11 protein-coding genes are annotated in these 15,021 nt (G+C 39.3%); 10 read left to right on the top strand and 1 reads right to left on the bottom strand.

Features of this window, described 5'->3' with window-relative positions; translation table 11 throughout:
* Positions 1–15: 15 nt before the first annotated feature.
* The 7 genes from OS139_RS08510 (at position 16) to gshAB (ending at position 11,654) form a co-directional block, all read left to right on the top strand.
* Positions 16–930, top strand: coding sequence for an ABC transporter permease (locus OS139_RS08510; RefSeq protein ID WP_002287893.1), 915 nt, complete (start codon positions 16–18; stop codon positions 928–930).
* 25 nt (positions 931–955) lie between these two features.
* Positions 956–2,737, top strand: coding sequence for an oligopeptide ABC transporter substrate-binding protein (locus OS139_RS08505; RefSeq protein WP_002294293.1), 1,782 nt, complete (start codon positions 956–958; stop codon positions 2,735–2,737).
* A 347-nt stretch (positions 2,738–3,084) separates the two neighbouring features.
* A complete protein-coding gene (gene rnc, locus OS139_RS08500; RefSeq protein ID WP_002287896.1) occupies positions 3,085–3,771 on the top strand; it encodes a ribonuclease III in 687 nt (228 codons plus the stop codon).
* A 19-nt stretch (positions 3,772–3,790) separates the two neighbouring features.
* Positions 3,791–7,372: a chromosome segregation protein SMC gene (smc, locus tag OS139_RS08495; protein ID WP_002332017.1), complete on the top strand. Its 3,582-nt coding sequence runs from the start codon at positions 3,791–3,793 to the stop codon at positions 7,370–7,372.
* A gap of 8 nt (positions 7,373–7,380) precedes the next feature.
* On the top strand, positions 7,381–8,190 hold the full coding sequence (locus OS139_RS08490) for a Cof-type HAD-IIB family hydrolase (RefSeq protein WP_002332016.1): 810 nt from the start codon (positions 7,381–7,383) through the stop codon (positions 8,188–8,190).
* A gap of 11 nt (positions 8,191–8,201) precedes the next feature.
* Positions 8,202–9,200 carry a signal recognition particle-docking protein FtsY gene (gene ftsY, locus OS139_RS08485; RefSeq protein WP_002287900.1) on the top strand — a complete coding sequence of 333 codons (999 nt, stop codon included), beginning with the start codon at positions 8,202–8,204 and terminating at the stop codon, positions 9,198–9,200.
* A gap of 186 nt (positions 9,201–9,386) precedes the next feature.
* A complete protein-coding gene (gene gshAB / locus OS139_RS08480; RefSeq protein ID WP_002307330.1) occupies positions 9,387–11,654 on the top strand; it encodes a bifunctional glutamate--cysteine ligase GshA/glutathione synthetase GshB in 2,268 nt (755 codons plus the stop codon).
* A gap of 88 nt (positions 11,655–11,742) precedes the next feature.
* Here the strand turns inward: gshAB and OS139_RS08475 are convergent, their stop codons facing one another.
* A complete protein-coding gene (locus OS139_RS08475) occupies positions 11,743–12,195 on the bottom strand; it encodes a YueI family protein (RefSeq protein WP_002287902.1) in 453 nt (150 codons plus the stop codon).
* A 149-nt stretch (positions 12,196–12,344) separates the two neighbouring features.
* Between OS139_RS08475 and OS139_RS08470 the strand changes: the two genes are divergently transcribed.
* Genes OS139_RS08470 through OS139_RS08460 form a run of 3 tightly spaced genes read left to right on the top strand, consistent with a single transcriptional unit; the run spans position 12,345 to position 14,999 of the window.
* Entirely contained in the window at positions 12,345–13,295 is a 951-nt protein-coding gene (locus tag OS139_RS08470) for an ABC transporter permease (RefSeq protein ID WP_002297787.1), read from the top strand.
* Positions 13,288–14,247 (top strand): iron chelate uptake ABC transporter family permease subunit, encoded by a 960-nt coding sequence (locus OS139_RS08465; protein WP_002332014.1) that lies wholly within the window; start codon positions 13,288–13,290, stop codon positions 14,245–14,247. The genes OS139_RS08470 and OS139_RS08465 overlap by 8 nt, the downstream gene beginning before the upstream one ends.
* A complete protein-coding gene (locus tag OS139_RS08460; RefSeq protein ID WP_002301162.1) occupies positions 14,244–14,999 on the top strand; it encodes an iron ABC transporter ATP-binding protein in 756 nt (251 codons plus the stop codon). The genes OS139_RS08465 and OS139_RS08460 overlap by 4 nt, the downstream gene beginning before the upstream one ends.
* Positions 15,000–15,021 lie beyond the last annotated feature (22 nt).

Genomic DNA, 15,021 nt, shown 5'->3' with positions numbered 1-15,021 from the left:
AAGGAGAATGGATCGATGAGTGAAAAAAACAATACAGCAGTTCAAGAAAGTATTCCTCCTATGGGGATACGAATGATTGCTCGAGAATTTAAAAAAGATAAAATTGCTATTTTTTCATTAGGTTTGCTAGTGGTTTTATTATTAGTGATCTTTATCGGTGCGATGCTGACCGATCAAGACAAAGTGATGTATGTTAGTATCTTCGACAAATACGCTGCACCAGGAACAGTTTCGACACAAGGACAAAAGTTCATTCTGGGAGCAGATGAAGGCGGACGTGATGTATTAGGACAATTGATCATAGGTGCTAGAAACTCTGTTACGATCGGATTTGCGATCACGATCCTTACTTCGATCATCGGGGTTGGATTAGGGATCATCTCTGGCTACTACGGAGGGATCATTGACAACATCTTGATGCGGATCGTTGATTTTATCATGATTCTACCGATCATGCTGATCATTATCGTCTTCGTATCGATTATTTCCAGATACAATGTCTGGTCCTTTATTTTCATCATGAGTGCATTTTATTGGGTAGCTAAAGCCCGATTATTCCGAAGCAAGACATTATCTGAAGCAAGAAGAGATTATGTAAGTGCCTCAAAAACAATGGGAACCAATGATTTTAAAATCATGTTCCGCGAAATCATGCCGAATCTAAGTTCATTAATCATTACTAATTTGACGATGAACTTTGCGGCAAACATCGGTATCGAGACAACTTTGACTTTCTTAGGTTTCGGCTTGCCGGCAAATGTACCTAGTTTAGGTACATTGATCGGTTATGCAAGTAACGGAGAAGTCTTAGTGAATCGGCAATGGATCTGGTTACCCGCATCAATCCTTATTTTAGTTTTGATGTTGAGTATCAATTATGTTGGACAAGCATTCAAGCGTTCTGCAGATGCGCGCCAACGGTTAGGCTAGTATAGAAGCGAAGGGGGAAATAGGAATGAAGAAAACGATTTTTGGATTTGCAGCGCTGATGTCTGCTGTCGTTCTTGCAGCATGCGGGGGCGGAGGTACAGATACCTCTGGAAACAACTCTGGAGGCAACGGCAATAACAAAGAGGAATTAACTTTTCCAATTGCAACAAAAAATAATGATGATGCAATCGAAGACGGCGAATTAGAAGCTGCGGTCGCAACGGACAGTCAGTTTAAAGGATTGTTCCAGTGGGAGTTTTACCAAGATTCATATGATGCAGCTTTTATGGCTCCTTCTCATGAACCGCTATTTGCAAACGATGACGATTTCAGAATCACAGACGACGGAGCTGCAACGCTTGATCTAGATGAAGATACGAAAAAAGCGACAATCAAAGTAAAAGACAACGTCAAATGGTCAGATGGTGAAGATGTAACGGCGGACGATGTGATTTTCCCTTACGAAATCATTGGGAATAAAGATTACACTGGTATCCGTTATGACGACACTTTCCGTAACATTGTAGGTATGGAAGAATATCATGATGGAAGTGCCGACACAATCTCCGGAATCAAAAAAATAGACGACAAAACAGTTGAAATCGAATATAAAGAAGTAAACCCAAGCATGCTTCAATCGGGTGGTGGTATCTGGTCATACGCAGCACCAAAACATACGTTAGAAGGTGTAGCAATCAAAGATATGGAATCAAGCGATCAAGTACGTAAAAATCCAGTGACTTTTGGCCCTTATTACATGAGTAATATCGTTGCAGGAGAATCAGTAGAATACTTGCCAAACGAGCACTACTGGAATGGTACGCCTAAATTGAAAAAGATCACGATGAAATCTGTACCGATTGCAAGTGCAACTGAAGCATTGAACTCTAAATTATATGATATGATTTTCCAAATGCCAACAGATACTTACGATACCTATAAAGAAATTGCTGGCTATACAAACTTAGGCCGTGAACAAACTTCTTATACTTATCTAGGATTCAAGTTAGGTAAATGGAATGCAGATACAAAGAGTGTGGAATACAATCCAGATTCAAAAATGGCTGATAAATCATTACGTCAAGCAATGGGCTATGCACTAGATAATGATGCAGTAGGTGAACGTTTCTATGCAGGTTTGAGAAGCAATGCGACTTCATTGATTCCTCCAGTATTCCAGTCATATCATGATGATGAGATGAAAGGATTCACACAAGATCTAGACAAAGCGAAAAAACTATTAGATGATGCTGGCTACAAAGATGTGGATGACGATGGTTTAAGAGAAGACAAAGATGGAAATAAACTAACAATCAACTTTGCTTCGATGTCCGGTGGGGAAACAGCGCAACCATTGGCAGATTACTATATCCAACAATGGAAAGAAATTGGTTTGGATGTCCAATACACAACAGGTCGTCTGATCGAATTCAATTCTTTCTATGATAAATTAGAAAACGATGATCCTGAAATCGATGTTTACCAAGCTGCTTGGAATACAGGAACTGATCCAAATCCAAGTGGACTATGGGGACCAAATGCTGCGTTCAACTACACTCGTTATGAATCAGAAGAAAATACAAAATTGATCAACGATATCAGTTCAAGCAAAGCATTTGATGAAGAGTACCAAAAAGAAGCATATCAAAAATGGCAACAATATGCGTTTGAAGAAGCATTTGCGATTCCAACGTTGTTCCGTAATGAAGTATTGCCAGTCAACGACCGTGTCAAAGACTGGGATTGGTCTTATGATGTACCAAACCCATGGGCAAATGTTTCTGTTACAGCAGATTCACGTTCATAATCACTAAAAATGACCGAAAAAGGGCGATGTCCTTTTTCGGTTTTTTGATATTTTTCTGTTTATTTCTCTAATATTCAGGTCAAGGCGCTGATTTCATGACTTCTCCAATAAACGGTGTTCAAAGTCCAGTTTCTCGGTATTAAGTCAAATTTATGCAAAAACATGGAAAGCCATTTTTACAAAATTTTTTCTTCATACTCGAAACTAAACGAATTTTTCACAACTTCTCGTCAATCACTAGGATTATTAAAGCTTTACTTACCTTTTGACCGAACCATTTCAAATTTGACAAAAAACCAGTATAATAAGGAAGTATCGAAAAAATATCCATAAAAGGAATGTGGAAAATGGACAACCAGCTGACAAAAGAACTAAAAGAAAACTATAACATCGTTTTTCACGATCTAAATTTGCTTGAACAAGCTTTTACTCATTCATCCTATGTGAATGAGCATCGCAATCTGCAATTATCGGATAATGAGCGACTTGAATTTTTAGGAGATGCCGTTTTAGAACTGATGGTTTCTCAGTATTTATTCCGTTTATATCCTCATTTGCCAGAAGGAAAATTGACAAAAACACGAGCTGCGATCGTTCGCGAAGACAGCTTGTCGAAATTTGCCAAAGAATGTCACTTTGATCAATATGTTCTGTTGGGCAAGGGAGAAGAGAATTCAGGAGGACGTACGCGACCAGCATTGCTTTGCGACCTATTCGAAGCTTTTTTAGGCGCGTTATATCTTGACCAGGGATTCGACACGACCCATGCATTCATCGAAAAAGTGATTTTTCCTAAAGTCAAAGCAGGTGCTTTTTCACATGAGATGGATCATAAAACAAAACTACAAGAAGTCTTGCAAAAATCAGGTGATGTATCAATCGAATACCGATTGATCAATGAAGAAGGTCCAGCTCATGAACGAGTATTTTGGATCGAAGTTTATGTAGATGATCAATTGATTGGCACTGGACAAGGAAAATCGAAAAAATTAGCAGAACAAGCTGCGGCGGAAAATGCATTGGCAGCACTGTAAAAGTAAGTGAGGGAAAGCTTTGTATTTGAAACGAATTGAAATAGCCGGTTTTAAATCATTTGCAGACAAGACAGTCATTGATTTTGAAAACAGCGTCACAGCAGTGGTTGGACCAAATGGCAGCGGAAAAAGCAATATTACAGAGGCTATCCGCTGGGTATTAGGAGAACAATCTGCTAAAAGTCTGCGAGGCGGAAAAATGCCGGATATCATCTTTGCCGGTTCCGATACCCGTAAGCAGCTGAATATTGCAGAAGTCACAGTGATTTTAGACAATAGTGATCATTATCTGCCATTGGAGTACAATGAGATCAGTGTAACCCGCCGTTATCGACGGACTGGGGAAAGCGAGTTTTTCATCAATAAACAAAGCTGCAGATTAAAAGATATCCAAGAATTGTTCTTAGATTCTGGATTAGGAAAAGAATCGTTCTCAATCATTTCTCAAGGAAAAGTAGAAGCGATTTTCAGTAGTAAACCGGAAGACCGTCGTGGGATCTTTGAAGAAGCAGCTGGTGTCTTGAAATACAAGCAGCGGAAAAAGAAAGCAGAACAGAAGCTTTTTGAAACAGAAGACAACCTCAGCCGCGTCCAAGACATCATCCACGAATTGGAAGAACAGTTAACTCCTTTGGCCGCCCAGAGTGAGGCAGCAAAGGAGTTTTTACGGCTAAAAGAAACACTGACTCAAACCGATGTCTCTTTGATGGTTGCCGAAATCAAGACAGCAAAAAAAGATTGGGACAACAAACAAGCACAGCTTGCGAAATTCAATCTAGAATTAGGCAAACTATCTGAGTCGATCCAAGAACAAGAATCCATTTTGGCGAAACAGCGTAAAGAAAATGCGCAAGCCGACCGTCTGATCGAAAAAAATCAGCAAGTGTTATTAGATCTTTCGGAAAAACTGAAGCAGACAGAAGGACAAAAAGATGTTTTGCAGGAGCGGACAAAGCATACACAAAAAAGCTCGCAAGAATATCAAACTTCATTAGCAGAAGCACAAAAAAAGGTTAAACATTTTGAAAAGCTTCAAGAAAGCTTGATGAAAGAAGCAGCAGAAAAAGAAACAGAGATCCAAAAAGCTGAAGCAAATCTCATAAAAACACAGCAAGAATTAGAAAAATACCAAAAATCAACGAAAGAATTATTGGCAGAATTAAGAGATCAATATGTTGATTTGATGCAAGAACAAGCAGCTGTAGGAAACGAACTGAAGTATCTAGAACGTCAATATATACAAGAAACAGCAAAAAGCAAGCAGACGTTAGCCAAGCAATCGGAAGTAGAAGCATCAGTAGATCGATTGATCTTACAAAAAGAAGAATTGACACAAAAGCAGGCGCAGCTAAAATCATCTTTAACTGAAACAAAAGAGAAGTTAGAAATGATCCAACAAAACGGGAAAAAGTTCCAAGAAGCATTAGCAAAAGAACAGCCTAAAATGTATCAATTGATGAATCAAGTCCAGCAGCTGCGTGCTCGTCAGAAAAGCCTTCAAGAAATCCAAGAAAACTATTTTGGTTTTTACCAAGGGGTTCGATTGGTCTTGCAGCATAAACAGCAGCTTTCGGGTATTGTCGGAGCAGTGGCTGAACTGATCGATGTTCCTGCAGATTTCACGTTAGCTATCGAAACAGCTTTAGGTGGGGCAGCCCAGCATGTCATCGTTGAAAATGAAAAAGATGCTCGGCAAGCCATCACGTATTTGAAACAGCAAAGAGGAGGAAGAGCAACATTCCTTCCACTGACGACAATCAAACCAAGACAATTACCGGCTCATATATTGACACAAGCAGCAGCTGTAGAAGGGTTTATAGGGATTGCCAGTGAACAAGTCAGTTATCCCGATCAAATCCAAACTGTGGTTCAAAACCTGCTAGGAACGATCCTTTTAGCCAAAGACTTAACTAGTGCCAATGCAATCGCGCAAACGATCCGCTATCAATATCGAGTGGTTTCCTTAGAAGGTGATGTGATGAATGCCGGAGGATCCATGACAGGTGGAGCGAATAAACGAGGAAACCAAGGCAGTTTGTTTGTACAAAATCAAGAATTGAAACAGTTGACTAGTGAATTTGAAGAAGCAGATAAACAACTCCAAGCACAAGAAAAAAAAGTTCAGGAGCTGCAACAAGAAACAGCTCGTTTAGCCGAAGAACAAGAAGTTTTGCGTACACGAGGCGAACAATTACGTTTTGAAGAACAAGAAGCGACAAATCAGCTACAAAACATCATAAATGAACTTGAACGTTTTGAAAAAGAAAAGCAAATCTCAACTTTTGAGACACGTGAACTGCAGCAGTTTATCGAAGATTACGAAAAGCAAACGAACGAATTGAAAGACAAACAAACAGATCTTGAATCGCAACGACAAAAAATCGACGAAGAAATCAAATCGTTAAGTCAAGAAAGCGACCAGATGGAAGCCAGAAGAGCACAAGTACAAAGTCAAAAAGCACAAGAACAAGCAGATCTTGCTGTCTTGAAAGAGCAGTTTAATCATCTGCAGATCCAGCTCCGCGGTGCCCGAGTCCAAAAAGCAGAGGCAACCGAACGTCAAGAAGCGATAGAAAAGCAGTTGGCGACATTGACAGCAGACTTTTCTGATCATGAAGTCACAGAAGAAAGTTTGGAAAAACAAATTAACGAATTATCTGCTCAGCGAGAAACATTAAAAGCCGAGTTGGCAAAAGCCAAAGAGCAGCGAGATAGAAGGCAAAAGGAGATCGATAAACTTGAAGCAGTCTTGGCAGAGCGTAATCGTGAGCAAAAAGCACGACTGTCGGAACAATCCAAATTAGAAGTCCAAAAAGACCGAGCTGAAATGATTTTAGATAATCATTTGACCTATCTGCAGTCAGAATATCAGCTGACATTTGAGAAAGCTTCCCAAGACTATCAAGAAACAACCGATATCGAAGACAGTAGAACAAAGGTTGCCTCCTTAAAAGAACAGATTGAAAAACTGGGACCAGTAAACTTAAATTCAATCGAACAATACGAACAAGTCAGTGAAAGACATACATTCTTAGCGACACAGCGAGATGATCTGTTAGCAGCGAAAAACCAATTGTTTGAAACGATGGATGAGATGGATGATGAAGTGCGGACAAGATTCAAAGAAGTATTTGAAGCTATCCGTCAAGAATTCAAAATTGTCTTTCCAAATATGTTTGGCGGCGGTAAAGCTGAATTAGTACTGACAGAACCAACTGATTTGCTGAAAACAGGTATTGAGATTGAAGTACAACCTCCTGGCAAAAAACTGCAAAGTTTAAGTTTGCTTTCTGGAGGAGAACGAGCACTTACAGCCATCGCGTTGCTCTTTTCCATTATCCGTGTCTGTCCTGTTCCGTTTTGTATCTTAGATGAGGTAGAAGCAGCGTTAGATGAAGCCAACGTGAAACGTTTTGGTCGTTACTTGAGCGATTTCCAAGATGACACACAATTTATCGTAGTCACACACCGCAAAGGAACGATGGTCGCAGCAGATGTACTGTACGGAGTGACGATGCAGGAATCCGGTGTATCAAAAATCGTTTCTGTACGGATGGAAGATATCAATGAAGAGGCGAAAATCAACGAAACGAAAGTGTAGGAACGAAAATGATCAAATTAGTAGCAATCGATTTGGACGGTACATTATTAAATGAACAAAAGCTGATTTCAGATGAGAATAAACAAGCATTAGCACAAGCAAAACAGCAAGGGGTCAAGATCGTTCTATGTACAGGACGCCCCTTAGCTGCGATGGCGCATTATCTGCAAGAATTAGGACTGGTAGATGAAGGTGACTACAGCATCACTTTCAACGGCGGTTTGGTACAAAAAAATGATACTGGTGAAATCATGGAAAAGAAAGTGATGGAAGTATCAGATATCCAACGCTTATACAAATTGGCTCAGCAATTGGATCTGCCATTAGATGTTTTGTCTGACAATGTGGTTTTACAGCTGCCTAGTGCCCCAAGGAAGCAATCCTTGTACAATGTGTTGAATAAGCTGCTGCAATTCCAACCAGCGGATATAAGCGATATTACAGATGAATTTGTGCTTAATAAGGCAGTAATCGCTTATGACCAAGAAGAATTAGATCCTAAAATCAAAGAAATACCAGTAGAATTCCATGAAATGTATGAGATCATCAAAACGAGAAGTATGCTTTTGGAATTTATGCCAAAAGGTGTTACAAAAGCTTATGGTATTTCTTTATTGGCAAAAGATCTTGGTTTGAAACAAGAAGAAATCATGGCAATCGGTGATGAAGAAAATGATTTACCGATGATCCAATACGCTGGACTAGGCGTAGCGATGGAGAATGCTGTGCCTTTCGTCAAAGAAGCAGCAGATTTCGTGACAGCCAGCAATGAAGAAAATGGCGTAGCCAAAGTGATCCAAAAATTTGTATTAGAGTAGGGGGGAGTCAAATGGGATTTTTTGATAAAATCAAGCGTGCTTTTACTGGCGAAGAGAAAACAGAAGAAGTTGAAGTACAGGAGAAGTACGACAAGGGTTTAGAAAAGACGCGTAAAACATTTGGTGAACGGATGAATGAGTTGTTTGCCAATTTTCGAACAGTCGATGAAGACTTTTTTGAAGAATTAGAAGAAACACTTATCGGTGCAGATGTAGGTTTTGAAACAGCGATACGAATCACCGAAGCATTACGTCAAGAAGTGAAACTCAGAAATGCGAAAAAATCGGCAGAAGTCCAAAATGCGATCATCGAGAAACTTGTGGATCTCTATGAAGCGGAAGGAATCAATGAAGTAAATGAACTAAATATCCAAGAAGACGGACTAACAGTTATTTTGTTTGTCGGTGTTAATGGTGTAGGGAAAACAACAAGTATTGGTAAACTTGCCCATCAGTTCAAAAACGAAGGTAAAAAAGTATTGATGGCAGCAGCAGATACCTTCCGCGCTGGAGCAATCGACCAGTTAGTTGTCTGGGGCGAACGCGCTGGTGTTGAAGTTGTTCGTGGCAATGCAGGCGGCGATCCAGCAGCTGTCGTATTCGATGCTTTGGAAAGAGCAAAGACAGAGCAGGCAGATGTTTTACTAGTTGATACTGCAGGCCGACTGCAAAATAAAGTGAACTTGATGAACGAATTAGAAAAAATAAAACGAGTAATCCAGCGGGAATTACCAGAAGCACCCCAAGAAACACTTCTTGTACTAGATGCAACAACTGGTCAAAACGCGATGGTTCAAGCAAAACAATTCAAAGAAACAACAGATGTGACCGGTCTTGTTTTGACAAAATTAGATGGTACAGCAAAGGGCGGTATCGTACTTGCTATCCGTAATGAATTGCATTTACCAGTGAAATTGGTCGGTCTTGGTGAAGGAATCGATGACTTGGAGCCGTTTGATCCAAATGATTTTGTCGTTGGATTGTTCAAAGGATTACTAAAAGAAGAATAACCCATGTCTAAAAAGCAGGAGCTGTGACAAAAGTTGCAGCTCCTTGTTTGAATGATTGTTTTTAACATAGCTGTGTTTTTGATGCCTTCATTTTTATACTTATTTGTAAGCGGTTCTCAAACAATTTCGTTCTTTTTCTTAGACTTTTTGATTATAATTAGATTCATATGAATTGGAGGTCACTTAATGATGAATTTTAAGCAATTATTATTGCATGTCAATGCGCGCCCTTTTATCGACCAAGCTCGATTTGGTATAGAACGGGAAGGACAGCGGGTTGATCTTGCAGGAAATCTAGCAAAAACCGATCATCCAGCAATCTTTGGCGATCGATCCTATCACCCCTATATCCAAACAGATTTTAGCGAAACACAAACAGAGATGATCACCCCTGTTACCGATTCTATTCCCGAATTATTTCAGTATCTCGCTGCTGTTTATGATGTGACTGCTCGTTCTATACCGAAAGAAGAGATGATCTGGCCATTAAGTATGCCACCTGCCTTACCGGAAAAAGACGAAGAGATCATTATTGCAAAATTAAAAAATTTCGAAGATGTCTTGTATCGACGTTATTTAGCAAAAGAATACGGGAAGCGAAAACAGATGGTAAGCGGTATCCATTTCAATTTTGAATTTGGCGATGAGTTGCTAAGAACATTGTTCAGCCATCAGGAAGAATTTCAAGATTTTTCCGAATTCAAAACAGAACTTTATTTGAAAACAGCGAGAAACTTTATGCGCTATCGCTGGATGATCACTTATTTATTCGGTGCTTCACCAATGAGTGAGAAGAACTACTTTTTAGATGAATCACATCCGCAAGAACCTGTTCGCAGTATTCGCAACAGTGCGCTGGGCTATACGAATCATCCAAATGTGAAAGTTTCCTATGCTTCTATGAAACAGTATTTAGCAGATATCGAGCGAATGATCGAAGAAGGGAAACTTTCGGAGGAGAAAGAATTTTATACACCGCTTCGTTTCCGAGGCGGAAAGAAAGTCGCAGATTTAGCAACAACAGGTGTTCGTTATATTGAATTGCGGAATATCGATTTGAATCCTTATGCAAGATTGGGTATCAATCCAGAGCAAGTTCGGTTCTTACAATTATTCCTGATGTACATGTTATGGACAGAAGAAAAAGAAGACTGTGACCAATGGGTAGCAGAAGGTACGACTCGAAATAACAAAGTAGCACTAGAACAACCATCAGATCAAACAGAATTTCATCAAGAAGGTAGAGAAATTCTTGAAGGGATGAAGCAAATGCTGGTTGAATTGGATTGGTTGGATTCTCTTTATTTAGTAGAGGAAGCATTGACTCAAATGGATCATCCTGAACAAACGTTAGCAGCGAAACTCTATCAAGAAGCACAGCTATCGAGTCAGCAAGAAGTTGCTGTGGCATTGGGACATCAATATTATAAAGAAAGCCATGAACGTCCCTATCAGTTGGCTGGTTTTCGCGAAATGGAACTTTCTACTCAGATATTTATGTTCGATGCCATCCAAAAAGGTGTCCAAGTCAAAGTATTAGATGAGTCGGATCAATTTTTGCGTCTGCAATTCCAAGACCATGTAGAATATGTGAAAAATGCAAACATGACAAGTAAGGACAGCTATATCGTCCCACTTATCATGGAAAACAAAACAGTAACGAAAAAAGTCTTAAAAGAAGCTGGGTTCCGGGTACCAGGAGGCGCAGAATTTTCATCCATGGAAGAAGCGGTAAAAGCTTATCCGAGATTTGCCGAGCAGGCATTTGTGATCAAACCTAAATCAACCAATTACGGGTTAGGTATCACGATTTTCAAGGAAGGAGCTAGTCTGGAAGATTATCAAGCAGGTTTAGCCATTGCTTTTCGTGAAGACAGTTCGGTTTTAGTAGAAGAATTTATGCCGGGAACGGAATATCGTTTCTTTGTGATCGACGGAGAAGTCCAAGCCATCATGTTGCGAGTCCCTGCTAATGTTATTGGTGACGGTATCCGAACAGTGAAAGAACTAGTTGAAGAAAAAAATAGTGACCCTTTGCGTGGAACGAATCATCGTGCACCTTTAGAATTGATCCAATTAGGTGAATTAGAACAATTGATGTTGAAAGAACAAGGGTTAACGATCGAATCAGTTCCCCAAGCCAATCAAATTGTTTATCTAAGGGAGAACTCAAATATCAGTACAGGTGGTGATTCGATCGATATGACTGATGAATTTTCTGAAGCTTACAAAAAAATCGCCGTTTCTGCGGTAGAAGCACTAGGAGCTAAGATCAGTGGTATCGATTTGATTATACCAGATAAAGAAATCGATCCTACAACTGATAAAAAAGCATATGGGATCATCGAAGCAAATTTCAATCCAGCGATGCATATGCATGTTTATCCTTTTGCAGGAAAAGGCAGAAGATTGACGATGAATGTATTGAAATTGTTATATCCTGAAGTATTTTAAAAGAAAAAGCTTTTGACAGATTGTCCTATTTGATGTCAATCTGATCAAAAGCTTTTTTTGCATGTAAAAATTTATGTGTTTTTTCGTTTTAAAATAAACGATCCCAGAAGCTTTTTTTCTTTTTTGGTTTTTCTTTTTCAGCTGGCGAAGAGTTTTCTTCTGGGTATTTTTTTTCGATATCAATCACAGGTTCATTTACTGCTTCTTTTGCTGTTAAGAGCAATCCGAATTCCTCAGGATTTGCAGTGACGTAATCGTTGACTACAGTGAAACGGCTATTGTTTTTCGTTGCTAGCTGGATATATTGGTTTTGGACAGAAAGGGGTAGAGCCCCATTCAAGAGTATGGAAGCATCTGGATGTTTTTTGAGTTCTTTTAAAAAGTTTTCTTTGTTTTTTGGTTGGATCATTTCAGCAACAGTCATACTAAGATAGCAGCGTTCCCTGAATGTCCCTAAATATTTATGCTGTTCTTCAGGGTTCACTAAAGGTGTACCATAAAGTCCCTTATCCAAATGGCTTTTTACATCATCTTGTGCCATAAAAAATACCCTCCTTCTTCTCTTTGTCTTTCTTACGATTATAGCATATTCCCAATAATACCTAAAACATATGAAAAAGCGGTTGCTTTTGTTCAACGATTCACTTAAAATAAGAATGAAAATCATTCTCAATTAGAAAGGTGGATTGGATGCGCTACGGACGACTAGTAGCATTATTAGTTATTTTAAGTAGTATTTCATTGTTCATCGGAGTATCGAATGTACAATTGTCAGAACTGCTCCAGTTAGATGGGCAAAGCTTACAAATCTTGCTAGCGACTCGTTTGCCACGAACGATTTGTTTGATCCTTGTGGGAGCGACCAGTAGTATTTGTGGGTTGATCATGCAACATTTGACCCAAAATAAATTTGTTTCACCAACGACTGCGGGCACGATGGATAGTGCGCGTTTAGGTATTTTAGTGGCTATGATTTTCCTACCTGGTGCATCCTTGATTGTCCGATCCTTGACAGCATTTTGCTTTGCTTTTGCAGGAACATTGCTTTTTTTATCCCTTACGCGATTGTTCCCCCAGAAAAATCAATTGATGCTTCCGTTGATTGGAGTCATGTTAGGGAATATCATTGGTTCAGTTGCTACTTTTTTTGCTTATCAATTCCAGTTGGTACAAAATATGACTTCATGGCTTCAAGGGAATTTTGCGACTGTGATACGAGGAAATTATGAGTTATTGTATGCTGTTGTTCCATTGTTGCTCTTGGTTTGGCTATTTGCTTACCGATTTACGATCATTGGTCTGGGCGAATCGTTTGCAGTAAATTTGGGAATAGATTACCAGAAGATGCAGTTTTTAGGCATTGGCTTAGTATCATTGGCTAGTGCAGTCATGTTGATCATGGTAGGAAGCATTCCTTTTATCGGAGTGATCATTCCGAATCTTGTCTCTAGAATATATGGAGATCAAGTGCACAAAACAATTGGCGTAACTGCTTTAGCAGGTAGTTTGTTCTTAGTATTTTGCGATCTTGTCGCTCGCGTGTTGATTTTTCCTTATGAAATACCAGTCAGTGTGATCGTTGGAATCATCGGTGGGGCTATCTTCCTTTATCTTCTGATAAGGGGGCGACGATATGCTTAAAAAAAAGCCATCTATTTTTATTGGTATGCTTGTTCTTGTTTTATTTGTTACAGGAATGTACTTGACGATCCATACATATGGAAACTGGCATTTTGCATGGGCATTGAGGAGTAAGAAAATTTTTGCATTTATCCTCGTCTCGCTAGCTGTCAGCAGTGCCACAATCAGCTTTCAGACAATTACGCATAACCAGTTTTTGACTCCTTCCGTATTGGGACTTGAGTCGTTATATGTCCTTGTCCAAACGGTCCTTTTCTTCTTTATCGGAGGAGTGACGATGCTTCAGCAGACAGGTACAGTTTTTTTCTTATTGAACGTTGGGCTGATGGTTGGGCTGAGTCTGTTGTTATTTTTCTTTCTTTTGAAAAAAATGAGAGCGAATCTTTTTTTATTACTGATGTCAGGGATGATTTTAGGTACGCTTTTTGGTAGTGTCAGTACCTTTTTACAAGTCATCATGGATCCGAATGAATATGATTTGCTTCAAGGCAGATTATTTGCAAGCTTTGGCAATATCCAGAGTCAGTATCTTTTGCCTGCTTCTTTGATCATTATCGGCTGCTGGTACCTGTTATTTCGATATCGACATGCGCTAGACGTTTTCCATCTCGGAAATGAACAAGCAGTAAACCTCGGGATAGACACAGATCGTTTTGAATTTTTGATTTTATGTTGTGTCAGTCTTTTGACAGGGACATCAACGGCTCTTGTGGGTCCAGTTACTTTTTTAGGGTTTATTGTCGCAAATATCAGTTATCGTGTCTTTTCTACTTATCGTCATGGTCAGCTATTTATCGGAAGCTTTCTGGTAGCTATGCTGTTTCTGACAGGAGGGCAGCTCGCAGTAGAGCAGATTTTCGGCTGGAATACAACAGTGAGTGTCGTCGTTGAATTTGTCGGAGGAATTTATTTTGTCACAAAATTGATTCGCGAAAGGAAGAGTATCCTATGATTGATTTACAAAAGGTCAATAAACTGTACCATGGAAAATCAGTGGTTAAAGATGTACAGTTAACGATTCCTGAAAAGAAGTTGACTGCTTTTATCGGTCCAAATGGTGCTGGAAAGTCAACGGTGTTGTCGATGATCAGTCGTTTGATACCAAAAGATACAGGTGAAATCTATTTAGACCATAACGAAGTAAAGGCTTGGAAATCCAATGAATTAGCCAAAAAATTATCGATCCTACGACAATCGAATGAAATAAATGTCCAAATCACCGTGAAAGAATTAGTAGAATTTGGACGATTTCCTTATACGAAAGGAAAATTGACGACAAAAGACGAGGAAATCGTTCAGGAATCACTGGAACACCTTGGGTTAGAAGAAATAGCGGATCAATCGATTGACACTCTTTCAGGCGGTCAACTCCAACGTGCGTATATTGCAATGGTACTAGCGCAAGACACGGATTATATTTTACTGGATGAACCTTTGAACAATCTAGATATGAATTTTGCGGTTCAAATCATGCAGATCTTAAAAAAATTAGTACAAGAAATCGGGAAAACAATTGTTATTGTTCTTCATGATATCAACTTTGCTGCAAGTTATGCAGACGAAATTATTGCAATGAAAGATGGGCAGTTATTCACGCAAGGAACGACCCAAGAAATGATAAAAAAAGATGTACTGGACGAATTGTACGAAATGGACATACGAATTTGTGAGATTGAAGGTCGCAGATTCTGTCTTTATTTCTAAAACTAACATTAGGAGAGAAGAG

This window comes from Enterococcus sp. E4-223, from assembly GCF_035727065.1.
GTDB lineage: Bacteria > Bacillota > Bacilli > Lactobacillales > Enterococcaceae > Enterococcus_B > Enterococcus_B faecium.
Note: the sequence above shows the minus strand (reverse complement) of the source record. Positions and strands in the feature narration are given on the sequence as shown.